A 24,047-nucleotide genomic window follows, 5' to 3' on the forward strand; every position below is an offset into this window, starting at 1 on the left:
GTTAATCTTGATTGGGCATGCAACGCCCCATTAATCGGAGTCTTGTTAAAGACACAAAAAGGTTAAGAATCTCCTACTTAGAGATTCCTAACCAAGGTTATTCTGTTGTGCACTAATATTATTTGAGCTCAACTACAGCGCCTGCAGCCTCGATAGTCTTCTTCAGATTCTCAGCCTCGTCCTTAGACAGACCTTCCTTCAGTGTAGAAGGTGCACCGTCAACGAGATCCTTAGCCTCTTTCAGACCAAGACCACAAGCCTCCTTAACAGCCTTTACAACCTGCAACTTAGCAGAACCGGCCTCCTTCAGAACTACGTCGAAAGAAGTCTTCTCCTCTGCCTCAGCAGCACCACCTGCAGCAGGACCAGCAGCAACAGCAACAGCTGCAGCGGCGGGCTCAATTCCATACTCGTCCTTCAGGACTGTTGCCAACTCGTTTACTTCCTTAACTGTAAGATTTACTAACTCTTCAGCAATAGCTTTAATATCTGCCATTTTTATTATAATTTTTAATGTTTTTTAATTTGGTTATTTATGACTTGTTGAAACTTTTTCGGCTTAAGCCAAGTTCTTTTATTCAGGACGCTCGCCTAAAGTCTTCAGCACACCATGAATAGTGTTTGCTCCTGACTGCAAAGCTGAAACGACATTCTTTGCAGGAGACTGCAGCAAAGCCACAACGTCTGCGATAAGTTCGTTCTTGCTCTTGAGAGATGCCAATTCCTCAAGTTTATCGGCACCTACGAAGAAGCTCTCCTCTGCATATGCAGCCTTCAAAGCAGGAACGCCATCTTTTTTGTAATCCTTGAGCAATTTGGCAGGAGTGTTGGCAGTCTGCGTGAACATCACGGCAGTGCTGCCTTTCAAGCAACCATAAAGCGGTTCAAAATCAACGTCGGCAGCCATCAGAGCCCTGTGAAGAAGGTTGTTCTTCACAACCAACAGTTTAATTTCACTCTTGAAGCACTTGCGACGGAGTTCACTGGTCTTCTCCGCATTCAATCCGGCAAGGTCTACCAAATAAAAATGAGGATATGCCTTCAGTTTCTCTCCGAGTTCTGCGATGATAGTATCTTTTAATTCCTTTTTCATTTTACGTAACTTTTAACGAGTTATTCAACTGATTTAGGATCTACCTTGATACCCTGACTCATCGTGCTTGAAACAAAGATACTCTTGATATATGTACCTTTGGCAGCAGCCGGCTTCAGCTTGATGATAGTCTGGATGAACTCCTTAGCATTATCGTAAATCTTCTCAGAGTCGAAAGACACCTTACCGATTGATGCATGCACGATACCGGCCTTGTCAACCTTAAAGTCAATCTTACCCTGCTTAACCTCCTTGACAGCCTTGGCTACATCCATCGTCACAGTACCGCTCTTAGGGTTAGGCATAAGTCCACGAGGACCCAACACACGGCCTAAAGGACCTATCTTACCCATGCACGACGGCATTGTTATGATAACATCAATATCTGTCCAACCACCTTTAATCTTCTCGATATATTCGTCGAGACCAACATAGTCGGCTCCAGCTTCCTTGGCTGCAGCTTCAGCATCGGGTGTACAAAGGCAGAGCACGCGTGTCACCTTACCTGTTCCGTGGGGCAGTGAAACCACACCACGCACCATTTGGTTTGCCTTACGCGGGTCAACTCCCAAGCGTACATCAATATCAAGTGAAGCATCAAACTTGGTTGTGGTTATTTCCTTCACCAACTCCGAAGCCTCTTTCAAAGAGTATGCTTTCCCTGCTTCAACCTTATCAGCCACCAACTTTTGATTTTTTGTCAGTTTACTCATTGTCTTAATTGAAGTTATTAATTATTTACCAGGGAACTCCCCTTGTACAGTGATACCCATACTTCTTGCCGTACCGGCAACCAGCTTCATTGCAGCCTCTACCGTAAAGCAATTCAGGTCATTCATCTTGTCTTCTGCGATAGCTCTCACCTGCTCCCAAGTCACCGTAGCGACCTTGTTGCGGTTAGGCTGTGCAGAACCGCTCTTAACCTTTGCCGCCTCTTTCAACTGAACAGCTGCGGGAGGAGTCTTGATTATAAAGCTGAATGACTTGTCTGCATAGTAAGTGATAACAACAGGAAGAATCTTTCCTGCCTTATCCTGGGTTCTGGCGTTGAACTCTTTGCAGAATCCCATGATATTGATACCCTTAGAACCCAACGCAGGTCCTACTGGAGGTGAGGGATTCGCAGCGCCACCTTTAATCTGTAATTTGATTAATCCAGCAACTTCTTTAGCCATTTCTTTTATTAATAATTAATTGATTGTTCAGCCTCACGGACCGTAATCCGATCGACCATTTAAGAAAGAACCGTTCGCACCGTAACAATCACGCCCTATTCTTTCTCCACTTGCATAAAACCTAACTCTAACGGAGTCTTACGTCCGAAGATCTTGACCATCACTTTCAGCTTGCGTTTCTCGACATTCACTTCTTCGATTACTCCACTGAAGCCGCTGAAAGGTCCTTCCGTCACCTTCACCGCCTCGTCAACGCTATACGGAACATTTATTTCAACATTCTCTATAGCAGCCTCCTCAGCAGATCCAATCATTCGGTTGACCTCAGCCTGACGTAGAGGCGTGGGGTTATCCAATCCACCCAAGAAACCAAGAACATTGGGCATGAAACGCAATGTATGCGCGACCTCGCCCTGAAGGTTTGCTTCAATCAGCACATAACCGGGGAGAAAAAGTTTCTCCTTAATTACACGCTTACCGTTACGAAGCACCGCATACTTCTCTGTAGGCAGGAGAACCTGACTTACATTTGAAGACAACACATCATCGTGTTTAATTGCTGCCTCAAGATATTCCTTGACTTTTGCTTCCTTTCCACTAACGGCACGAAGAACATACCATTTCATTCCGGTTTCAGACATCTCAAATAAAAAGATTTAAGTTAGAATGAATAAACAACACTCATGAAATTCTTAAAAATCCAATCCATCAAGAACACCAACAATGCAATGACAAGGGAAGCAGATAAAACAACCACTGCATTGTGTGTGAGTTCCGTCGCGGACGGCCAAGTGGTATTATGAGCAAGCTCGTTGTAACAAGCCTTGCAATAATTTGCTATCTTATTAAACATACGTTTTTTCTTTTTTAGCACGGGATGAGAGGCTCGAACTCCCGACACCTGGTTTTGGAGACCAGTGCTCTACCAACTGAGCTAATCCCGTATAATAGGGCCCTACCACAAAGTAGGAAGCCCTATCTTTTTATATTAGTCCTCGTAGATTTCTGTAATCTGACCTGAACCTACCGTACGACCACCCTCACGGATAGCGAAACGCAGACCAACGTTCAGAGCAACAGCATAGATAAGCTCTACTGTAATCTCTACGTTGTCGCCCGGCATAACCATCTCAACGCCCTCGGGCAGAGAAATTTCACCGGTGCAGTCCATTGTACGGAGATAGAACTGGGGACGATACTTGTTTCCGAACGGAGTGTGGCGTCCACCCTCTTCTTTCTTCAGTACATAGATAGAAGCCTTGAACTTCTTGTAAGGTTTGATCTGACCGGGCTTGCAGAGTACCATACCACGCTTGATTTCCTGCTTGTCGATACCACGGAGAAGCAGACCTACATTATCACCGGCCTGACCCTCGTCAAGGAGTTTGCGGAACATCTCAACGCCTGTAACAACAGACTTCTTGTCCTCACCAAGACCGAGCAGTTCAACCTCATCACCTACATGTATAACACCAGTCTCGATACGTCCGGTAGCAACAGTACCACGACCTGTGATTGAGAACACATCCTCAACAGGCATCAAGAAAGGCTTGTCTGTAGCACGGGGGGGCTCCTGAATCCAAGTATCGCAGGCGTTCATCAGTTCCATAACTTTCTCTTCCCACTTGGCAACACCGTTAAGGGCACCGAGAGCAGAACCGCGAATGATAGGAGTCTCGTCCTCAAACTCATACTGAGAAAGAATCTCAGAAACCTCCATCTCAACCAATTCAAGCATCTCCTCATCCTCAACCATATCACACTTGTTCAGGAAAACCACCAAGCGAGGAACGTTCACCTGACGTGCGAGAAGCACGTGCTCACGTGTCTGAGGCATAGGACCGTCAGTAGCGGCAACTACAAGAATGGCACCATCCATCTGAGCAGCACCAGTAACCATGTTCTTCACATAGTCAGCGTGTCCCGGGCAGTCTACGTGAGCATAGTGACGAGTAGCTGTCTCATACTCTACGTGAGCGGTATTGATAGTGATACCACGCTCCTTCTCCTCGGGTGCGTTGTCAATCTGATCAAAAGACTTAACTTCAGAAAGACCAGCCTTAGCCAAAACTGTGGTGATGGCAGCTGTCAGAGTAGTCTTACCATGGTCAACGTGACCGATAGTTCCAATATTAACGTGCGGTTTGGTGCGCACAAATGTCTCTTTAGCCATAGCTTTTTTATTTATTTATTTTAATGAATAATCTTTGATTTTTGTTTTCGAGCTGTAACTGAGAGTTGAACTCAGGACCTCTTCCTTACCAAGGAAGTGCTCTACCACTGAGCTATTACAGCAAACATAGAGCGGAAAACGGGGCTCAAACCCGCGACCCCCAGCTTGGAAGGCTAGTGCTCTATCAACTGAGCTATTTCCGCATACTCCTTAATTCAATTTTGAGGAGTGGGTGGTGATGGATTCGAACCACCGAAGTCGAAAGACAGCAGATTTACAGTCTGCCCCATTTGGCCACTCTGGTAACCACCCTTATGTTTCATTTCTGTTTTGCCCCTATGTAGATTGACCTCCGTCTATCCTTGAGCTCTTTGAGCCTCTTGTCGGATTCGAACCAACGACCCCGAGATTACAAATCACGTGCTCTGGCCAACTGAGCTAAAGAGGCGTTCCTTTGCAACCGCTACCTTTCGATTTACGGTCTGTTGGAAAACGGTTGCAAAGGTAGGTGTTTTTTTTGAATCACCAAAACTTTTCGGGATTTTTTTTAGTAATTCCTTAATTTTTCTTTGAATTTCTGCAGTTGTACCCTCATTGAGTCTACTCCAAGGTCTAGACTTTCTTCAAAAGTGTCGCTCACCTTTTCAACAAAAAGGGTGCTTCCCGGAACCGTTACCGTAATACTGACCTCCTTGTTTTGAGCCGTTGCGGGTTTCACAACTTTCAATTGCACCTCTACTTTCTTTATATCTTCGTATGATTTCTCCAACTTGGCGATTTTCTTTTCAATAAACGCCTGTAATTTCTCGGTAGCGTCAAAATGAATCGACTGAATCTTAATTTCCATAGTCCCTCCTGTTTTTTAAATTAAAGGTTACGCCCTTGGGTGGGCTTGTTTATAAACTCGCTTAAGCTGCTCGAATGTTGCATGGGTATACACCTCTGTTGTCTTCAGACTCTCATGCCCCAACAGCTTCTTTACGCTTTCGAGCCCGGAACCATTATTAAGCATGGCCGTGGCAAACGTATGCCTTAAAACATGCGGCGTGCGCTTTTTCAGTGTTGAAACCCTTGACAGATTCTTCTTCACCACATTCCGCACCTGTGCCTGAGTCATCCGCGTCCCCTTGTCTGTAACAAAGAGCGCACCGGCACCACCGCCGAAGAGACTGTCGCACATACATATATAATGACGCAACTCCGTCTCCAATTCTTCCCCGAAAGGAATCAAACGTTGCTTATTGCCTTTTCCGCTGACCTTGACTTGCTTGTTGACAAAGTCCACCGAAGCCACATCAAGCCCGGTTAGTTCGGAAAGACGCATCCCCGTAGCATAGAAAGTAACCAATATAGTACGCGCACGAACATCATCAAATATATCGTCACGCCACATCCCGTCACCATCCAACAACTCGTCCATCTCACTTTCTTTAAGAAACTGAGGCAGAGGCTTGCTCTTTTTCGGGCCTTTCACGGCATGGGCAGGATCCCGGCTTACCAATCCCCGGCAAAGTGCAAAACGAAAAAAGGAACGCAAAGCACTCAACCGTCTGTTGATTGAAGTAGCAGTGTTTCCTTTGTCCATCATGCTCTCCATCCAGCCACGGATTATATCGGCATCGACCGAATCCCAAGAGAGATGACTATCCAATCTTTTGTAATACGACTCAAAGAATCTGAGATCCTTCTCGTAGCTCTGCACCGTCTGCTCTGATCTGTTACGCTCGTGGTGCAAGTAGTCCAAAAACTGTCCAATCATCATAAAGCCGTTGCACATTGCTTGTTTTCGGCAACGAATTTACGGAAATTTATTCAAACTACCAAATTTTCCAAGGAATATTTTATTCCTCGGTGTTTCTGAGTTTCTGTACGTAAACGGCGTGTTCCATCTTCAGTCTCTTCAGAACTGACGGCTTGTCAAACTGCTGACGTGCACGAAGTTCTTTCACGACACCTGTCTTCTCAAACTTTCTCTTAAACTTCTTGAGGGCCTTCTCGATGTTTTCGCCTTCTTTTACCGGTACAATAATCATTTGTTTTTTTGTTTTAAATTTTTAAATTAAACTTACAATCCGGGCTTAAAGCCACTTTTTGCGGGTGCAAAATTACAATTTATTTGTCTATCTGCCAAATATTTAGACACATTTCTTTATTTTTTCAATTCCACTACAGCATTTTAGATTTACAAAAGACACGTCCATACAAAAAAACCAAATACATATTGAATGACAGGTGACATACTTTATTTTCAACATAAATAGATTTAGGAGCAAAAGACATTGATTACAGACTTATTTAACGTTAGATATAAGAAATGCGTTACAAAATACTTTTTCTGTACTTTCGTTTAGTTACATCCGTGCCATATTGTTGCAAAACCAAAGAAAAAAATCATACCGGCTTATGTGTAGCGCTGTTTATTTATACGTTCTACCTAAAAAGAACGAAAGTGCTAATTATCAGATATTCATTTTTCTATCCTGCATATGTTTCTATGCTTTTGCCAATGATCTAAGTTTATTCTTTTCTTTCTCTTTATCATCATCCGATAAATACTACTATCAATTTCAGAGTGTACAAAACTGACAATACCAACCATCAATTGCATCATATACAATTTTGCTGCTGATTTCGGATTTATATCCCAATGCATTTATAACACATATGTTTAGCAGAGCCTATATCTTTGGCGATTTAATAGATGCTTTTATTCGCTCTGCCATTAGTTTAGCACCTTTATCTTGTGATTCTGACAAATACCATCGTTTTATAAAGTAATATAAGTTATATTGATAAGTAATATAAGTTATATTGATAAGTAATATAAGTTATGTTGATAAGTAATATAAGTTATATTGATAAGTAATATAAGTTATTTTACTTAAGTTAGTCAACAAAATTAAACTACATAATCGTCCGGATATAGGATGGATGCGCCTTGAAAAGGCAGCAAGCACATAGCCCGGGGCAGAGCGCAGCGACACCCTGGGTATCATGTTCTATTATCCTATTCGCCCTGAAAGGGCAAAAGCATTAATTATCAGATAATTACATTTTTCATATCCCATATATTTTATGCTTTTGCCCTTGCAGGGCGCGGGGATTGTCGATGTCGATTCCCAGGGTGCCGCTGCGCTCTGCCCCGGGCTGTATGCTTGTTGCCCCAGCGGGGCGCGTTCTGTCAGGGAACCTTTTGTCCGGAGGATGATATAGTTTAATTTTGTTTACTAACTTAATTAAACATGTCATTCACAGATAAGACATACTCCGCTTTACATTACCAATACGTCTTTACAACAATTTCTTCTCTTTCATCCGTAAGTATATAAAAAATCTTTGCGCTTATGCACCTTTGAATTTAAATTGAGTATTCGCTTTGGAAATAGCATCTTCCCAGTACATATGAACATTCGAAGACATGAGACAATACGGCAAGAGAATGAGACATCCGGAAACCGTTATCATGTATAGATTCTGTAACTTTGCAGAATAAAGTACACATTACACACACAGAGTATATCCGCAATCAACAAATCCGAAATACGACATGAACAGAAAATCATTATTATTACTGTCAATAGGAATATTCACAGTTCTGACAGCCACATCTGCCGACGTGCGCCAAAGACTGACATTCGATCTCGACTGGAAGTTCAAGCTATGCCGGGACTCATCAGATGTGATACAAACCCTCCGTACACTCGGCATCAGCGACAACCCTTTGTCGGCAACACGACACAACGCCGTCACGACAAAGGTCACCGACGACACCGAACCGGAACAGGCACAGGTAACGGCAAGCGAAATCACAACCTGTACAACCTCCGGACATACCAATCTCAGACAAGGCACATTCCGCAACGTTCAAATCCCCCACGATTGGAGTTCCGAACTGCCATTCGAGCCTGAAATGGGCGGTTCTGCCGGCTATCTTGCCGGCGGACAAGGAATATACGTAAAAGACTTCCGTCTGCCGGCCTCCGCATACAGGCAGAAAAAAGTACGGCTTCATTTCGACGGAGTATACCATCGTGCCACAGTATGGGTCAACGGTCAGCGCGCCGGATATCACGTATACGGTTATACAGGTTTCGGATACGACATAACGCCATTTCTACTTTCCGACGGCCCCAACCGAATCGTAGTCCATGTAAACCGCGAGGAACAGTCGAGATGGTACACCGGCTCGGGCATATACCGCCATGTGTGGCTCGACGTGACCGGACCCACACATATAAAGACCGACGGTGTCTTCGTGACCACAGCCGATGACGGCACTGTAAATATCATGACCGAGATAGACACAGCCGACGCCGACCGTGACAAACGCTTCATCATAACAAACACCATCCTTGACACTGACGGCAGAACAGTGAACAAAGTCAGTGAGAAATGGGACACGGAACGGCCATACCTCTACACCCTCGTCACCAGGCTGAAAAACTCAAAAGGCAAGGTGATAGACGAGGTAAGGACACGCTTCGGCTTCCGCGATATACGGTTTGACGCCGACAAAGGCTTTTTCCTCAACGGAAAGAACATGAAACTCAAGGGGATGTGCCTGCATCAGGACTGCGGAAGCCTCGGCACAGCCGTACCCGAAGAATATTGGGAACGCCGTCTGAAAGCACTGAAAGGCATAGGATGCAATGCCATACGCTGCTCACACAACCCTCCGTCGACGGAGTTTCTCGATATCTGCGACTCGCTCGGGCTGCTCGTCATTGACGAGGCGTTCGACAAATGGAAATCGGGCTACTATGCCCCATTCTTCGACGACTGCGCAGCACGCGACATAGCGGACATGGTCATACGCGACAGGAACCACCCGTCAGTCATCGTATGGAGCATAGGCAACGAAGTGAGCGAAGCATGGAAAAGCGACAATGAAGGCATCGACAAGGCACGCATGCTCAACGACATCGTAAAGAGTCTTGACCCCGGCCGCCCGACTCTCGTGGCATGTCAGCAAGGATTTCAGGACAAGTTCGGCGAAGTGACCGATCTTGTAGGCTACAACTATCTTGAACCCCGAATGATAGCCGACCACCGCCGCCGTCCACACCGTAAAATGATGGTGACAGAAGCATTTGTATACTATTCCGGACTGCGCGAGGACCTTGTGCGCGACTTTGTCGAAGAAAACCCGTGGCACTTTGCCGAAGAGAACGATTTCATTGCCGGTTCGTTCGTATGGGCCGGCGTCGACTACCTCGGAGAATCGTCACCGTGGCCGGCAAAAGGATGGTGTTCCTGTCCGTTTGACATGACGCTGAAAGAGCGTCCGCAGGCTGCGTATTACCATACGGCATGGCAGCCGGACAAGGAGTATCTGAAACTGGTGGTCCGCGACAACTGCTTCGACCAGCCCTCAGGCACCGACCACTGGCAGTATCCGCCAATGGCCGACACATGGGACCTGCCTTATACCGACTCGCGGTGTGTACAGATACGATGCTACACCACATGCGACTCCGTACAGTTCTTCTTCCCGATGTGGAGCAACCCGCAACTGCCTCTCAAACCGCGCATCACAAAGGATTATCCCGACAACTGCATCACCCTGCAACTGCCCGCACGCCGGGGCAAGGTGCTCGCAGTGGGCTACAAGAACGGAGTGGCCGTGATGCGCGACTCACTCGTGAATCACGGTGACGTTGCCGGCGCGAGACTCGATTTCGAGGGTTGTGTCCGCCTGAGTTCCATCCCTGCGGACATGACACCGGCAACATCCGGAAAACACCGTGCCACCGCCACCACCCTGCGACTCACACTCACCGACAGTCTCGGACGCATCCAGCAGATGCAGCCGCGACGTTTCAGCGTAAGAACGGAAGGGCCGCTGCGGCTTCTTGGCGTCGAAACAGGCGACATGCGCCGCACAGACTCATGGCGGACCACTGAGTTGAACACATACTTCGGCGAGGGACTGATACGCCTGCAATCGACCACCCAATCGGGCACAGGCCGCGTAATAGTGGATGTGGAAGGCTTCGACCAACCGTTTGTCAAGGAACTGACAATAGAATAGGCCCACGTTTTTCCCACGATGGCAAAGCCCGTACAGTTTCACCTGTGCACATCCGGCCTGACTAAAACGCCAAGTTTCATCACTACCGGCAGGAATATCACTATCGGAACGATGCTGAGCGACAGGCCACCGATAGTACCTACGGCAAGCGAGAACCAGAACGGCTGTTCGTCGGGGCCGTCAATAAGAAACGGTATCATACCCAACACAGTGGACAAAACAGTCAGCATAATCGGAATTATCTTGTGATTGAAAGCCGTTACGAAGTATTTCGGTCCGTGCTTGCGCTGTATGCCATACTGACATACAATGTATATACCTGCATTCACCGTCAGGCCGGCCAGCAGCACCATAGCCGCGAAACCACCGGTGCCGAACGGCACACCTGTGACATAATATGTAACGAAAAGCCCAATGAACGACACCGGGATAAGCAGAGTGACGGCAAGGGAACGGAGCAGGCTTTCGAAAAGTATTGCAAGAATAAAGAATACTATCACAGCTACAAGTCCTATCAGCCAATATTGCGTTCCGTCATCGTCGTAAGCACCATATGTCTTGTCCAGACAACGGAAACCGACGGGAAACATATTGTTGTACCTCTCCGTTATGTCCTTGATATAACGGCTGGTGTATGTGTACGACCCCAGAACATTGAACGCCACGCGCAACACATATTCCTGGTTGTCTCTCGGAATGATGTTCTTGGCCTTGCGTCTGCTTATATCCATGAATCCCGACGGACGCATCTGACGTTCACCGGTATTTACATACGAGTTTCCCATCTGCCATAGGTCGAACGAATTTACCGATGCGGGATGAACGACCACAGCCATCTGTCTGCCTCCTATGTCTATCTTTTCCGTCTCACGGTCAGCCAGCAGACTCTGAAGTGAAGAATGCACCTCATACGGACTTACACTGTCAGCAGCCATCATGCCATGGTCATACTCCATAAAGAACTCGTCTTCCTGTTCTTCGTGCCCCGGTGTCACTATGGCAAGATCGGCCACCCGCCTGTTATTCTGCATTTCGCGAAGCATATCCTCCGCAAAACGGAAAAGTCGCTCATAGTCGTATCCGGCTATTTCTATGCTGTTTGCCCTGTATTGCAGATTCAGCGAGTTGCTGAATCCCCGATCGCTCACCCCCGATGTGGCCCAGTCGGCTCCGCCTATGGTTATCACCTTTCCTATCACGCGACTTTCCAGAAGATAAGGAAACCCTGTTGCCAGAGCCTCGTCCTTAAACTCGACAACGATTGAGGCACCGCTATGACGAATCGAAGTCTCATAACGCTTTATCTCCTTGAACTTCGACAGTAAAGCCTCGACCTCCCTGACCTTGTCGTTAAGTTCCTGCACGCTTCCACCTATCGGCATCTTTGCACGGATATACAGTTTGATTTCCTTCTCCTTCGGACGGAATGTGTTAGTATCGAGACAGTCCACAAACAGTTTCAGAGAACTGGCAAAAATGGCGGCAAACACCAACAGCACCGTACAACGGACCCACCGTCTCTGCACCATAGCTACATAGCACGAATACCACCGCGAAAACCACACGACAAACCGCGTATGCAGATTTCTCGGTACAAACGTTTTCTTCCTTGTCAATCCAAACTGTGAAACAAGAGCAGGGGTGAAGAACAATGCCACGGATACTGCAACAAGAAGATTTATCATCACGACGACAGAAAAATCCCTCAAGTCATGCCTCAGATAGTCAGGCAGCCAGAATACGACAGTCAGCGCCCCGACAGTGGTAAGCATAGCGGCCAGTATTCCTGTGAAAGCCCTGCGGTCACGGTAATAGGCATAGTGGTCGGCCATGACGATGGCAGAGTCGATTATGATGCCGAGCGAAACGGTTATCCCCGCCATGGAAAACGGATGAAGCCGGATGTCGAACAAACGGTAAAACATGACGGCGATGAGTATGTTGGCAAGCAGAGATACGGTAATTACTGTAAGATACCTCCATTTGAACCCTCCGCACATCCACACAAACATCAACAATATGACCAACGTCAGCGACGAGCGCAGCACAAGTGTGCGGAACTCCTTCATCTGCTCCTCGGCACGGTCGTATGACAGTGAAGCATGAATAGTGAATGCCGAAGACTCCATCACTCTCTTCACCTTGTCCGACACACCGACCACATTGACATCCTTGTCGGCATAGACATTGATATATATGGTATTCATTCCGTTGACACGATAATAGCTGCCCGGCTTCCGCTCACGGATATAGCACGATGCAAGGTTGTTGAGATATACAATCTTGCCGTCTATATTCTTCAGCGGCATCTGTTCAAACCTTCTCCGCTCCTCTTTCGACGACAACAGTAGCGGGACGACCACCTTGCCGTTTTCCGTCAGCACTTCACCCAAAACATCTTCTCTCCCTGAGAAATTGCGTATGGCATCGATGATGTCGGAACTGCCGATGCCGTAAAGCGCCAGCTGCTCCGCGTCATACTCCACTTCCATGTAATGAGAGACGGTGCCCGTTATGTCGACATGATGCACACCCTCGATACGCTCTACGGCATACTTTGCCTCTTTCTCCGCTATCTGCCGCATCTGCTCGCCTGACATATCCGCATTCAGCATATATGTAAGTATCAGCTTCACTTCGTTGTCGTCGCCAAGCGCGGTGCTCACCTCACCGCCTGACACCGTCGGATATGACACGCTTTCGGGCAGTTTGCCCCGAATCTGCCGCAGTATAGAGGCTATCTCGAATTTCGTCGCAGACACATCAGCCTTGGGCTTCAACTCTACCGTGATGCGTCCATTGCCGAATCTGCTCACCGACGATACCTTTTCCACTCCACGCACCGAACTCACCATGGCCTCGATGCGCGATGTGACGTTCTGTTCCACAACCTTGGCCGAGGCATTTTTCCATCTGTAGGATATAGTGAGAGTCTTCCCCTGTTCCGGCCGCGGTTTGTTGCTGATGTCCAACTGCGGAACAAGCGCCGCGCCGATAACCATCAGAACACATGAAACAAGCAATATGGAGAACGAGTGTTTCATCTTTTTCTATAGATAATGTAATACATCAGCGGAACAAAGAACAGACTTACCAGCGTGCCCACTGTCATGCCTGTGATTATTGCGAACGACAGAGGATATTGCAATGCCGACCCCATATCGCCGCGACTCAAAAACGGCACTATGGCAAGCACCGTGGTCAGAGATGTCATGATGATGGGTTTCAGACGGCGGTGTCCCGCCACAACGACAGCCCTGAGCAGCGCAATATTGCCGCTGCAGCGACCCTTGCCATGCCGGCGGTACAGTCTGTTTATGGTGTCGACCTTCAATATCGAATCGTTTATTATTATTCCGCACGCCACAACGATGCCTATCATCGACATTATGTTCAGCGACTCACCGAAAACAAACAGCGCCAGCATCACTATCGCCACATCAATGACAATCTCCGCAAGGATAATCATAGGCTGAACGATACTCTCAAACTGCGCCGCAAGAATGAAATACAGCAACAGCACCGCTACGGCAAGCACCATGAACAGCTCGCCTATCATGGAACGTGACGAGAAATAACCGCCCCGGAATGACGCTTTTACGGGAGAGCCGTCAGTCACCGCCGTGACATATTCCATCATCTCCTCGGATTTCCGGTCTGAAGCATTGTCTATGTTTATCACCGAAAACTCGCCGTCGGCACTTGCAACAAGATGTTTATAGTCTTCACTGCGCGATTCCGTCACGAGATATGCCAAGGGTATGTCCGTTCCGTTGCCATTGGTTATGGTATTGCCCAGCAGCATGCCGCTCTCATTGTCCCCACCGCCTATTACCACCGGCACACTCTCGCCGCCAGTATTTATTTCGTATATATTGCCGGTACCGAGCAGTTCTTTCAGACGTGAATACAGCTGCCTGTATGTCACTCCGTAATATGCCATCTGCTCCGCGTCCGTCCTGTAGCGGATATAGGTTTCTGTCGAAACCGGCGGTACGTCCGTCCGTGGGAACCTCCTTTGCAGCGAGTCCGTCACCATTCGGGTCTGCGCAACTTCGGGTCTGCCACCCTCACGCTTCTGCAGACGAATCTGCAAGTCAGGTTCGCCGGTGGAGAATATCATGTCAAAAATGTTTGCAGCAAGCTCCGACTCCACTTTCGCCTCAGGATAATGCCGGGCAATGTATCGTTTCATCTTTTCCACAGTCACATCACAATCCTCCGCCGATGCGCATTTTATGTAGCACACGGCTTCGCTTCCGGTGATGTTCTTCGTGTGCGACAGCATGAAATCCTGGCCGCCAACCATCGAAGTGCTTGCCTTGACAGATTCTTTCACATGGCCCAACACCTCGTTCACACGTCTGTTGTTTTCTTCCGGAACGATGCCGGCATTCCAGTCTATTGTCACAAGCGCGTCATCGTGCGGTGTCTCCGGCATACGCTCCTTCGGAATGAAAGGCAGCAGAATCACTATCATCACTGCACATCCGGAGAATATGCCCGCCATGGTCTTCGGATGGCGCAACGTGTAGCGCATGCCCTTTTCATAAAAAGACATCAGCCACATATTTACCTTGGAGTCCCTCGGCCGGCATTTCCTGCACAGCAGCAGATGATAGACAGGCACCACGAAGGCCGCCACGGCAAGCGAACAGAACAGGGCAATCGTTATGCCCATGGCCTGGTCGTAAAACAAGGCCCCGGCCGTTCCGCTCAGGAATATCAGCGGGATGAACACCGAACAGGTGGTGAGAACGGACGACAGCATCGGCATTACGACCTCCTTCACAGCCGAATTGACAGTGTGCTCATTGCAAGTTCCCTTCTGCAGAATGTTGTCTATCACGATTATTGCGTTGTCCACTATCATTCCCACACCGAGAATAAGCCCCGACAGCGATATTATGTTCAGCGAGATCCCCATGAGATAAAAGCATAGCAACGTGAGTATCAGTGAAAGCGGTATGGATATTGCGACAAGCATCGGAAGTCTGCGGCCTCCGATGAATACGAACAACACAATACTTGCCATGACTATGCCCAACACGAGATTCCACTCCAGATTGTGCATACTGTATGACAACAGTTGCGTCTGATCGCGTGTTACGGCAAAATGCAGTTCGGGATAGTCGCGTGTGAGTTGCGACATCAGTGTGTCCATGCTCTGCTGCAAGTCGTTCATCTGTGCATCGCTCTGTTTAATCACCGCCATTGTTATGGCGTCGTTACCGTCGGACGATACAATGCCTTTGCGCACGGCAGCCGTCTCCTCCACTTTGCATATATCCTTCAGTTGCAGCAACCGCCCGTTGTGCCGCAGATATATATTCTCTATATCACGGACTGAGAGTATCTGCGAATCGAAGTGGATGCTGTAGCGGTATATGCCGTCCTGCACACTCAATGTCTCCAACACTATGTTGTTGTCGCTGATGGCCTTTTCTATATCGGCATTGGTTATTCCCGACAAACTTTCACGCGCCTCGTCGGGCTGTATCGTTATCCGCGTGCCGGTAAGTCCGCTGTAGTCGACCATGGCAACCTCAGGCAACTGCTCCATACGCTTGCTGATAACATTGCTCACCAGCCGTGACGTCTGCTCGGGCTTGCCTCCGGTCACATCGACATTGAAAGCGGGAATGTCGAGCGCACCTATCTTCATCACTTTCGGGCGTTCCATCTCCTTTGGCATGGAACTCATGGCACGGTCTATCTTCTCGTTCACTTCGATAAACAGCAGACCCATGTCGCTGCCGGGGCTGAACGTCAACGTAATTATGCCGGCATCGGTGCGCGATGTCGATTCCACGTCTTTCAGTCCCGCCACCTGCGACAGCTGACGGCGCATGGGACCGACCATGCTCTGCTCTATCTCGCGGGCGGAGCAACCTTGTGCAGACATCTGTACCACAATGCGCGGCACGTCGATATCGGGCATCAGAGACACCGGTATGCGCCCGAGGGCAAGCACACCGAGAGTGACGATGGCTATCAGCGTCATCGTCACGGCTATGGGGCGGTGGAGGATGGTATGAATCATATTTTTAAAGGAGTTAAAGACATATATAACATAAAGACATATTATTTTATCAGGATCGACAACTCCTTAACTTCCTCTGTCTTCTTTTATCTTCACCTCCGTATCGTCCGCGAGATTGAGATTTCCGGAAGTTATTATTATATCACCCTCGTTCACCGTAGTGTTTTTCCGCTCACATCCCGTTATGGCAAAACTCGTGAGATTGCCGTACATTATGTCGACGTATGTCCATACCGCCCGGTGCGTCTTATTGTCATAGACGAAAACGACATGATATCCGTCACGCTCCACCACCGCTTCCTTGGGCACTACAAACATGTCGGGTACGGAGTTCTCGATGGTCACTTTCACGTTCATGCCGTCCATAAGCCGGTCGGAAGTGTTTTTGATACGCGCCTTGACAGAGACGAGCCCCTTGGCATCGACGGTGGGATTGATTTCCGTCACCGTACCGTCAAGCGACAGTTCGCCATCGACAAACGGCGACACCTTGACCTGCGTACCCGTTCTGACGGAAACGAGCTCGGCCTCCAGCACTTTAAACTCCACATCAAAGAACGAATCGTCTATCAGCGTACAGAACTTGTCGCCGCGCTGATACGGCCGGGCTACAAGGTCGGCAATCCTTCCACCGAACGGAGCTTTAAGACTACAGTCGTGCAGAGCCTGCTCGGCGGTGCGGAGCGCGAACCTTGCCGAGTAGTAGCCCGATGTGACCTCTGCTCTGTGGAGCACTTCAGCCGGCACGTTGTCCGTGATTCCGTCATATCCCAAACCTATCAGCTTGTCCTGCAATTCCACCTTGGCCTTCTCAAGGTCTCTTTGGGATTTTTCGAGTGCCGACCTGCGTTCACGGGTATCCGCCACGGCCAATACCGTACCGGCAGACACCCGCTGTCCGTTCTTTACGTTCACGCTCTGCAATATCTCTCCCGTCTTAGGGCACATAAGCTCGGCACGGCGTATGGCTGCCAGACGCCCGTTGCACAACACCTGTTTTTGGAACGTCTGTCTGCACAACACGGTCGTGTCGACCTCGATTACAGTCTCTTCCCTTACAGCCGTCTGCAAGTCTTCACCCTCGTCAGCCTTTTCGCTGTGGCCAATCACATAAATTCCGTAAGCCATCCCACCGATAGCGGCAACGGCCACTGCAACAGTTCCGATTATCTTTATATATTTCTTCATCATATACATAATTGTCATTTTGTTCTTTTACAGTCTCATCACTTCATCAGCTCATCAAAATCCACCGTAATGTCACGTCCGCTCTGCCAGTCGTGCAGTGTCGATTTCTGCAAGGCATAATAATCGCTCCAAAACGTTTTCAATTGACTGAGATACTGCGCCTTGGCCGATTCCATTTCTTGTTGTGCAGTGTTAAGGTCCGTGACCGATATGGCTCCTGTCTCATATCGCCGGCGTGTAATCTCATACCGCTCTTCGGCTATATCCTGCGCTCGCAGGGCATTGCGGCACTGTTGAGGCTGGGCGTTGAACTGTGTCACTTTCTTCCTCAAATCCTGCATGTAGTCCATGTGTGTCTGTTCCACCTTCGTGCGCACCATATCAAGCCGTGCCTGTGCCATTTTCACCCTGCCACGGCTTACACCCCAATCGAATATCGGCAGCGAGAGCGACAGACCTATGATTTCGTTGTCTCTCAGCCGGCTGTATGCCGCATCCATAGTATGCCCCGTCTGCGTGAATCCCAGTTCGCTGCTCAGCGTCATCTGTATGCCGCGCGACGATTTGGCCTGGGCCAGTTCCTTTTCGGCCTGAAGCATCTGCAACTTCTGTTCGAGCGAGTGCGACGAATTGGTGATGGCCTTTTGCAGCACCTCGTCCACACTCACCGTCATATCAGGCACGGTGTAGGGCGGGATTAGCTCGGCGCGCGAGTAGTCGGTCACGCGCAAGTACGAAAACAGTTCGTACATGGCGTCGTCAAGCGTTATCTTGTTTTTAGTCACAGCCATGCGCGCGTTGAGCAGCGACAGCTCCATCTGCAGCACCTCGCTTTTCGTCGTAGTGGTCAGTGCAAGCCGTTTCTGCGCCACATCATACAGCCGTTCGCGGTCACTCACCGTCTGCATGCTCTGTCTATAGTCCGACTGTGCCGACAGCACGTTGAAGAACAGCTGGGTAACCTTTATCGTTATGTCCTGCAGGGCGGTGATATACGTGCGCTCGGCTATCCGGTATTCCACCGGCGCCGTCTTCTTCTCCCATTTCAGAGTGTTGAACGAGCGCAGCGGCTGTGTATAGCTTATACGCAAAGGCTGCGAATTATACGTTTTCTCGTTATAGGTAAACTGATCCAGACGATACAGATACGACTGCAACGACACCTTACCGCCCGTAGCCGCTATCTGCTGGTCGACGGACAACGTCACGGAATTGGTCATCGTGTTGTTGTTCACAAGGTTCACACGGCCCGTCTTAGGGTCGCGGGCCTCCACCACCGAGTGGTTGAAGCCGCCCAGCTTGCCGCCGATGTTGACCGAGGGCATCAGCTGGGCCTTGAACGAGCGGTACTGCCAGTAGCTACTCATGTACGAGTAACGCGATATCTGTGCGTCGAGGCTGTTCTCGCAGGCTATCGTTATCGCGTCAGACAACGTGAGCTGCTGGGCATATCCTGCCGTACACAGCAAGTACAGCATCACAGTCGACGAAACCTTTATTCGGTATCTTTTTCTTTTCATCTGTGGTTATGTCAATTGATTTTTATTATCACTATTCATACAAATTACATACATCTGCATTCTTCATTTGGAAGTATCCTATAACTTTCTTCACATTATCCAACGAATCAAGAATAAAAACGTAATTCGTACAATATTTCGAAAATCCAGAATTAGAAGATATAAATTTTTTGGAGGTATCTACATATAAATCCTTCGTTGAAATTGTAATTTTTTCAGGGAAAGAGGGTTCTCTTTTACATCTTATCATACATATAAGTGATAAGAGTACAAAAGTAATGGCAAGTAATATATGTGATAATCTTTTCATTTTTTCTTGAATGATAGGATACAAAAATTACTGTTGAAACTGTAATCCTTGGACAATGAATCTTTCAATCGTTCCAATAGTCGGCTCGTTTTTTTCGATTTGTACATTTCCGGATTAAGGAACACATCGGGCGAAATAACCGAATAGAATATACAATCACGGTAATCCATAATATTTGGATTCCAATCAGTGTAACGGCTCACTTTTAATGTGTTTCTCTTTGTATCATACAAAAATATATTGTAAACACCAAAAAAATTACCCCATCCGTATACTGTTCCATTTGCATAATATTCACGTGTAATCTCGTCATAGTCAGTTGCGTTTTTAAAAAACCTCTCGCTAATAACATCCTCATAGGTCGAAATTCTATCGTTATATAATGCAACGGATTTATGCTTTGAGATGTCTGATATTGAGAAAAAATGAAAACAGGTGTTGAAGTTATCGTAATAGCAAACGGTGTCACCGTCTTTTTGCAAGGGGTATCTAACGAATGGCGGTTGGAACATCGGTTTTGGCAGCACACCAAGTTTCCTATCCGTCATGTTGAAATCGTCATCAAAGAAGTATAGCAACGACTCCCTTTCATATTCCTCTCTTCTTAAATGGTTTGTGGAAAATATAAATCCATCCTTTATCTTCAAGATGTTTCTGAAAAACGATTTGTTTGACAACCGTACTGTTTTTATGAAATCCCCATTTGTGCTGTAAACAATCACTGTAGGCAACTCACTCAGTATATATATTCTTTGTTTTTGCTCATCCACCGTAAAATCAACAATGTTCTGGTACTCGCCTCGACCATTTCCACAATCTCCTATCTTCCGGCTGAATTTACCGTCTTTATGAAATGCAAAGAGAGAAGGCATAGCTTTCCGATCAAATATATAGAACATACTGTCCGTACATTGCATTTTCTCGACTTTGCCCAACATGCATTTTTCATTGTTTTCCAATTCTATGACGCTAAAACCGGTGAAGACATCCTGTAGTTCCAAATGCTCTTTGTTGTTAGGAATAGTTACCGTTATATCAGCCTGAATCTGTTGATATTCCTTGCATGAAAAGAATATCAAGGTATACGAAAGGCAATACATAGATGATATGTAATTAAAAATTTTTCTCATCAATTCGTAATCAATTTATTATTTAGTTACCACATATGGGGTTGTTGCAATAGATACTAACCACACAATTCATATAGAGAAATGTCTTTTACGTCTGACCGCGACAGAAACATCAAGGTGTACCGTGATACTGGCATTTCTGTTACGGAATTAATTGCGGTCCAATCGGAGTGCAAGGACAGTGCAGTGTAATTGTAATATCATCGACTTGGTACCATGCCGTGGGGACATACCTGTTCCGATTCTTTTATTATCCACCAGGCATTGCCTTTCATCTCATTTGTCGCCTCCGACGTCACTTTCTCTTTAAAATTGGCTATCATATACGCTGTTATCACGCAGTCATCTTGACGACCCTGCTCCTTGTAGAGCAACATAAGCCGGTACAATGGATAAAGCCTGTTGGGCATGACAGCGAACGCCTTTTTATAAGCTTGTTCAGCCAATTCATACTGCCGCATCTCTTTATAATTGTTGCCGGTCAACACATAGAACATCGGATCGGCACTGCACATTGTTCCGCGACGCAGGACATCGTTACTGTCGTGATAACGCCTCGCTGTGTTCAAGGCCTTGCCGAAGTCGAAAAGAAATTCGGCATTGTCGCTCATCACGGGCAGAAGTTCATAATAGTCCTCGATGAACGCCTCGTTGTGAAATCCGCTGATAATGGCATACTCACTGTCGGCCTCGTAGCTTTCCCTTACCATCCCATATATCTGTTTTCCGGTAAAAGCCAACATACCGGCCATCAACAATGTCTTTATCCTACCGATGGCAAACAGCGCCTTTCCTCCTGACGACTCGCTCCATGCCACCGTCATCACAACTATAATCTTATATGGCAGAAGGTCAAACGGATAGGAAAACATCGAAAATATCAGCAGCGATGCCATGCCATAGAACAGCGGCCGGCAGCTGCGGTACAGCGAAATCATGGCCGACACGCAGAGTGCCACGGCTAATACGGCTCCCGCAACACCTTGCTCAACAAGCGTTTTCAGCAGAATGTTGTAGGCGTTATCTGTCACTCCGGCCGACGACAGGTCGACACCACATTCGTGCATACGCGCCATACCCTCGGCAACGGCATGGCAAAATCCGCCCGTGCCCACACCAAGCCACGGGCTGTCGAGCCATGTGGTAAGAGCTGCCTGCCATATTATCATCCGTCCGTCGGCCGAACCTTGCTTTACGAGATAAAACGCTATGCTCGCCACGGCCAGCACTCCCCACACCGCAAAGCGGTAGCGGCGGTAATGGCGGCGGTATATCCACAGGGCTACCACTGCAAGTCCTACGAAGGCGGCGCGACTCCACGTGGCGGGCAGGACAACAGCCATTATCAGAACTGCAACAGCCAGAACGTGCCTCCACTCTGTATTTTTCAACATCGTTGCAATACGCCCGGGCACAACCGACGGCATCGTTCCGAAAACTTTCCGGTTACCTATCTCCCGCATGGCTGCCAACCCGACGGCCAATCCCATCATCAGATATGCCGAATAGGGACCGGGATTAAGAAAATTGCCCGTAAGCATATATTGCGAATGACGACTCGTGCCGTTAACCATCTGCTCCACGCCCGCCACCGCTTCATAACATCCTCCGGCAATGATACATACAACAAGCATCCACGCCGACATGCCCGCCACGCCGAACAGCAGCCTCAACGAGAAGTAAAGCAAAAACACAACAACCGTATGAAGAAATTCCGTCCTGCATGGATATCCGCCGCCATCCGTCCATATCATGCCGGCATAGAACGCGAACCACACCGTCACCAGCGCATCGGTGACAGTGAACGCCGGCCTCCGACGTGTCATCACACCGAGCACAGCCCCTACGGCAAGCAGCACGACTGTGCCGCCGGCAAGCCAAACCTCGGCTTCGGCCCACCGCCGTTCCACCGGCTGAAAGGTAAGGCAGACAAGCAGCAGGATGATGAGGGCGGCAGTGTATCTACGGACTACAAGTATTGTTTGTGGAATGGTGTTCATTTTGTTATGTTCTTGTTGTATGTTGTTTTTATGATTCTGTAACATTTCATTAATCCTTAGTTGCCTTTATTCTCTTTTTGTGGCAGAACAATTCTTGTCACAATCCCCACAATATACTCCTCGGGCACGAAGCCCCAATAGCGCGAGTCGGACGAGTCGAGCGAATAGTCACCGCAGATGTGATAGTAATTATGATGAAACCGGTGGGTAGTTATACGCCGGCCGTCTGCAAAAACGGCCATGCTGTCCCGATTACAGGTTATCTTTGCACCGGTCTCCCACTCCAGTATACGGCGGTAGAGCACGGCTTCACGCGGGGTGAGAGTTATGATGTCTCCCTTGCGGGGCACATACAGCGGGCCCCAGTCCTTGATGTTCCATGCAAACAGGCTGTCGCGACGAGGTGCCACGTCGTACACCCGATAGTGCTTCAGTTCCTTGACTGTCTTGCCGGCGAGTTGCCGTTGCCGGTCCTCATCGCCCAATTTGCCGCAGTAGTTGTTGTTATGCAAATGGCCGTTTACAGCGCTTAACGTGTCGCCCGGCAGTCCCACCACGCGCTTGCAGTAGACGTGGTTTATCACGAAGGATATGCGCCAGTGGTGTACGGGATAGTTGAACACCACAATGTCGTTGTGGCGTATGCCACGCAGCCCGCGCAGCCGTATGGCCCGCAGCTCCTGCCCGTCGCGTGTGAAGTGCAGGTCGGTGTATAGACGCGGGCCAAAGAGCAGCTTGTTCACTATCACCTTGCTGCCGGGCATGATGGCAGGCGACATCGATGACGACGGCACAGTGAAATAGTCGAACACAAACACCCGTCCGAGCAGCCACAGTGCGTAAAGCACAGGCACAGCCGTGATAGCGTAGAGCATGATTCTAAAAACCTTTCCCATTCTCATCGTCTATTTTCCCGTCCGGTCCTTGCCACAATCCGTTCGGTCTTCAGAATAAAATACAGGTTGGCAGCGGCCATCACCGCCAGCACGGCACTCTTCACGAACGACGACACCGGCGTGAAGTGCACCAGCTCGCCAAAACAGCCGCATGTCTCTATGCTTCCCATCATTGTAGGTAAGAAAAGATTGGTGCCTGTGAGATACACAAAGAAAATCAGCATTGCCAAAAAAGCCATTCCCGTCACCAGGGCAAATCGCCGCCACAATGCAGCGACGCCCACAGCAATTTCCACCGCACAGACCGCAATGGCTATCCCGTAAGCATAGTCGTGCACCCATCCGCCCACATATGCGTCACCATACAGCTGCACCTCCTGCTCGAAGGCACGCAGGCCTGCGGCCTTGAGCGAACCGGAAAGGATAAAGCATCCGGCCAGCACATACCTTATTATATTATTGATTGTGTTGATGTTCATTGTTTCACA

Annotated in this window: 19 protein-coding genes and 5 tRNA genes; 1 reads left to right on the top strand and 23 read right to left on the bottom strand. The window is 48.2% G+C overall.

What is annotated here, in order from left to right; genetic code table 11:
* Window positions 1-118: 118 nt before the first annotated feature.
* The 15 genes from rplL to rpsU all read right to left on the bottom strand — a co-directional run bounded on the left by rplL (window position 119) and on the right by rpsU (window position 6,474).
* Complete coding sequence (rplL, locus tag HPS55_RS09450) at window positions 119-496, bottom strand: 50S ribosomal protein L7/L12 (protein WP_172174187.1); 378 nt, start codon at window positions 494-496, stop codon at window positions 119-121.
* A 78-nt stretch (window positions 497-574) separates the two neighbouring features.
* Window positions 575-1,093 (bottom strand): 50S ribosomal protein L10, encoded by a 519-nt coding sequence (gene rplJ / locus HPS55_RS09455; RefSeq protein WP_172174189.1) that lies wholly within the window; start codon window positions 1,091-1,093, stop codon window positions 575-577.
* A gap of 20 nt (window positions 1,094-1,113) precedes the next feature.
* On the bottom strand, window positions 1,114-1,806 hold the full coding sequence (gene rplA / locus HPS55_RS09460; protein WP_172174191.1) for a 50S ribosomal protein L1: 693 nt from the start codon (window positions 1,804-1,806) through the stop codon (window positions 1,114-1,116).
* 21 nt (window positions 1,807-1,827) lie between these two features.
* Window positions 1,828-2,268: a 50S ribosomal protein L11 gene (gene rplK / locus HPS55_RS09465; protein WP_172174193.1), complete on the bottom strand. Its 441-nt coding sequence runs from the start codon at window positions 2,266-2,268 to the stop codon at window positions 1,828-1,830.
* 95 nt (window positions 2,269-2,363) lie between these two features.
* A complete protein-coding gene (gene nusG / locus HPS55_RS09470; RefSeq protein ID WP_172174195.1) occupies window positions 2,364-2,909 on the bottom strand; it encodes a transcription termination/antitermination protein NusG in 546 nt (181 codons plus the stop codon).
* Between the two features lie 20 nt (window positions 2,910-2,929).
* On the bottom strand, window positions 2,930-3,121 hold the full coding sequence (gene secE, locus HPS55_RS09475) for a preprotein translocase subunit SecE (protein WP_172174197.1): 192 nt from the start codon (window positions 3,119-3,121) through the stop codon (window positions 2,930-2,932).
* 18 nt (window positions 3,122-3,139) lie between these two features.
* Window positions 3,140-3,212 (bottom strand) — tRNA-Trp (locus HPS55_RS09480).
* 44 nt (window positions 3,213-3,256) lie between these two features.
* Window positions 3,257-4,441, bottom strand: coding sequence for an elongation factor Tu (gene tuf, locus HPS55_RS09485; RefSeq protein WP_172174199.1), 1,185 nt, complete (start codon window positions 4,439-4,441; stop codon window positions 3,257-3,259).
* Window positions 4,442-4,491: 50 nt separating this feature from the next.
* Window positions 4,492-4,563, bottom strand: a tRNA-Thr gene (locus tag HPS55_RS09490).
* Window positions 4,564-4,571: 8 nt separating this feature from the next.
* Window positions 4,572-4,644: transfer RNA gene (locus HPS55_RS09495), tRNA-Gly, on the bottom strand.
* A 26-nt stretch (window positions 4,645-4,670) separates the two neighbouring features.
* A tRNA-Tyr gene (locus tag HPS55_RS09500) sits at window positions 4,671-4,753 on the bottom strand.
* A gap of 62 nt (window positions 4,754-4,815) precedes the next feature.
* Window positions 4,816-4,889: transfer RNA gene (locus HPS55_RS09505), tRNA-Thr, on the bottom strand.
* 99 nt (window positions 4,890-4,988) lie between these two features.
* Window positions 4,989-5,288, bottom strand: a complete 300-nt coding sequence (hpf, locus tag HPS55_RS09510; RefSeq protein ID WP_172174201.1) for a ribosome hibernation-promoting factor, HPF/YfiA family — start codon at window positions 5,286-5,288, stop codon at window positions 4,989-4,991.
* A 27-nt stretch (window positions 5,289-5,315) separates the two neighbouring features.
* Window positions 5,316-6,203 (bottom strand): tyrosine recombinase XerC, encoded by an 888-nt coding sequence (locus HPS55_RS09515; protein WP_172174204.1) that lies wholly within the window; start codon window positions 6,201-6,203, stop codon window positions 5,316-5,318.
* A gap of 79 nt (window positions 6,204-6,282) precedes the next feature.
* Window positions 6,283-6,474, bottom strand: coding sequence for a 30S ribosomal protein S21 (gene rpsU / locus HPS55_RS09520; protein WP_172174207.1), 192 nt, complete (start codon window positions 6,472-6,474; stop codon window positions 6,283-6,285).
* 1,514 nt (window positions 6,475-7,988) lie between these two features.
* Here rpsU and HPS55_RS09525 point away from each other — a divergent pair.
* Window positions 7,989-10,472 carry a glycoside hydrolase family 2 TIM barrel-domain containing protein gene (locus HPS55_RS09525; RefSeq protein ID WP_172174209.1) on the top strand — a complete coding sequence of 828 codons (2,484 nt, stop codon included), beginning with the start codon at window positions 7,989-7,991 and terminating at the stop codon, window positions 10,470-10,472.
* Window positions 10,473-10,510: 38 nt separating this feature from the next.
* Here HPS55_RS09525 and HPS55_RS09530 read toward each other — a convergent pair whose 3' ends face one another.
* The 8 genes from HPS55_RS09530 to HPS55_RS09565 form a co-directional block, all read right to left on the bottom strand.
* On the bottom strand, window positions 10,511-13,516 hold the full coding sequence (locus HPS55_RS09530; RefSeq protein WP_172174211.1) for an efflux RND transporter permease subunit: 3,006 nt from the start codon (window positions 13,514-13,516) through the stop codon (window positions 10,511-10,513).
* Window positions 13,513-16,515: an efflux RND transporter permease subunit gene (locus HPS55_RS09535; protein WP_172174213.1), complete on the bottom strand. Its 3,003-nt coding sequence runs from the start codon at window positions 16,513-16,515 to the stop codon at window positions 13,513-13,515. The genes HPS55_RS09530 and HPS55_RS09535 overlap by 4 nt, the downstream gene beginning before the upstream one ends.
* A 66-nt stretch (window positions 16,516-16,581) precedes the next feature.
* Window positions 16,582-17,706, bottom strand: a complete 1,125-nt coding sequence (locus HPS55_RS09540) for an efflux RND transporter periplasmic adaptor subunit (RefSeq protein ID WP_253945768.1) — start codon at window positions 17,704-17,706, stop codon at window positions 16,582-16,584.
* Between the two features lie 35 nt (window positions 17,707-17,741).
* Window positions 17,742-19,223: a TolC family protein gene (locus HPS55_RS09545; RefSeq protein WP_172174215.1), complete on the bottom strand. Its 1,482-nt coding sequence runs from the start codon at window positions 19,221-19,223 to the stop codon at window positions 17,742-17,744.
* Window positions 19,224-19,529: 306 nt separating this feature from the next.
* Window positions 19,530-20,663, bottom strand: a complete 1,134-nt coding sequence (locus HPS55_RS09550; protein WP_172174217.1) for a 6-bladed beta-propeller — start codon at window positions 20,661-20,663, stop codon at window positions 19,530-19,532.
* 200 nt (window positions 20,664-20,863) lie between these two features.
* Complete coding sequence (locus HPS55_RS09555; RefSeq protein ID WP_172174219.1) at window positions 20,864-22,663, bottom strand: O-antigen ligase family protein; 1,800 nt, start codon at window positions 22,661-22,663, stop codon at window positions 20,864-20,866.
* A gap of 56 nt (window positions 22,664-22,719) precedes the next feature.
* Complete coding sequence (gene lepB / locus HPS55_RS09560; RefSeq protein ID WP_172174221.1) at window positions 22,720-23,559, bottom strand: signal peptidase I; 840 nt, start codon at window positions 23,557-23,559, stop codon at window positions 22,720-22,722.
* Window positions 23,560-23,561: 2 nt separating this feature from the next.
* Window positions 23,562-24,038 (bottom strand): MauE/DoxX family redox-associated membrane protein, encoded by a 477-nt coding sequence (locus HPS55_RS09565; protein ID WP_172174224.1) that lies wholly within the window; start codon window positions 24,036-24,038, stop codon window positions 23,562-23,564.
* Between the last annotated feature and the right edge of the window lie 9 nt (window positions 24,039-24,047).

It is taken from the genome of Xylanibacter rodentium, assembly GCF_013166575.1.
Classification (GTDB): Bacteria; Bacteroidota; Bacteroidia; order Bacteroidales; family Bacteroidaceae; genus Prevotella; species Prevotella rodentium.

Bases quoted from the DNA above. Each gene is read 5' to 3' on its own strand.
- rplL (WP_172174187.1), bottom strand. From the start codon at position 496: ATGGCAGATATTAAAGCTATTGCTGAAGAGTTAGTAAATCTTACAGTT.
- rplJ (WP_172174189.1), bottom strand. From the start codon at position 1,093: ATGAAAAAGGAATTAAAAGATACTATCATCGCAGAACTCGGAGAGAAA.
- rplA (WP_172174191.1), bottom strand. From the start codon at position 1,806: ATGAGTAAACTGACAAAAAATCAAAAGTTGGTGGCTGATAAGGTTGAA.
- rplK (WP_172174193.1), bottom strand. From the start codon at position 2,268: ATGGCTAAAGAAGTTGCTGGATTAATCAAATTACAGATTAAAGGTGGC.
- nusG (WP_172174195.1), bottom strand. From the start codon at position 2,909: ATGTCTGAAACCGGAATGAAATGGTATGTTCTTCGTGCCGTTAGTGGA.
- secE (WP_172174197.1), bottom strand. From the start codon at position 3,121: ATGTTTAATAAGATAGCAAATTATTGCAAGGCTTGTTACAACGAGCTT.
- tuf (WP_172174199.1), bottom strand. From the start codon at position 4,441: ATGGCTAAAGAGACATTTGTGCGCACCAAACCGCACGTTAATATTGGA.
- hpf (WP_172174201.1), bottom strand. From the start codon at position 5,288: ATGGAAATTAAGATTCAGTCGATTCATTTTGACGCTACCGAGAAATTA.
- HPS55_RS09515 (WP_172174204.1), bottom strand. From the start codon at position 6,203: ATGATGATTGGACAGTTTTTGGACTACTTGCACCACGAGCGTAACAGA.
- rpsU (WP_172174207.1), bottom strand. From the start codon at position 6,474: ATGATTATTGTACCGGTAAAAGAAGGCGAAAACATCGAGAAGGCCCTC.
- HPS55_RS09525 (WP_172174209.1), top strand. From the start codon at position 7,989: ATGAACAGAAAATCATTATTATTACTGTCAATAGGAATATTCACAGTT.
- HPS55_RS09530 (WP_172174211.1), bottom strand. From the start codon at position 13,516: ATGAAACACTCGTTCTCCATATTGCTTGTTTCATGTGTTCTGATGGTT.
- HPS55_RS09535 (WP_172174213.1), bottom strand. From the start codon at position 16,515: ATGATTCATACCATCCTCCACCGCCCCATAGCCGTGACGATGACGCTG.
- HPS55_RS09540 (WP_253945768.1), bottom strand. From the start codon at position 17,706: ATGATGAAGAAATATATAAAGATAATCGGAACTGTTGCAGTGGCCGTT.
- HPS55_RS09545 (WP_172174215.1), bottom strand. From the start codon at position 19,223: ATGAAAAGAAAAAGATACCGAATAAAGGTTTCGTCGACTGTGATGCTG.
- HPS55_RS09550 (WP_172174217.1), bottom strand. From the start codon at position 20,663: ATGAGAAAAATTTTTAATTACATATCATCTATGTATTGCCTTTCGTAT.
- HPS55_RS09555 (WP_172174219.1), bottom strand. From the start codon at position 22,663: ATGAACACCATTCCACAAACAATACTTGTAGTCCGTAGATACACTGCC.
- lepB (WP_172174221.1), bottom strand. From the start codon at position 23,559: ATGGGAAAGGTTTTTAGAATCATGCTCTACGCTATCACGGCTGTGCCT.
- HPS55_RS09565 (WP_172174224.1), bottom strand. From the start codon at position 24,038: ATGAACATCAACACAATCAATAATATAATAAGGTATGTGCTGGCCGGA.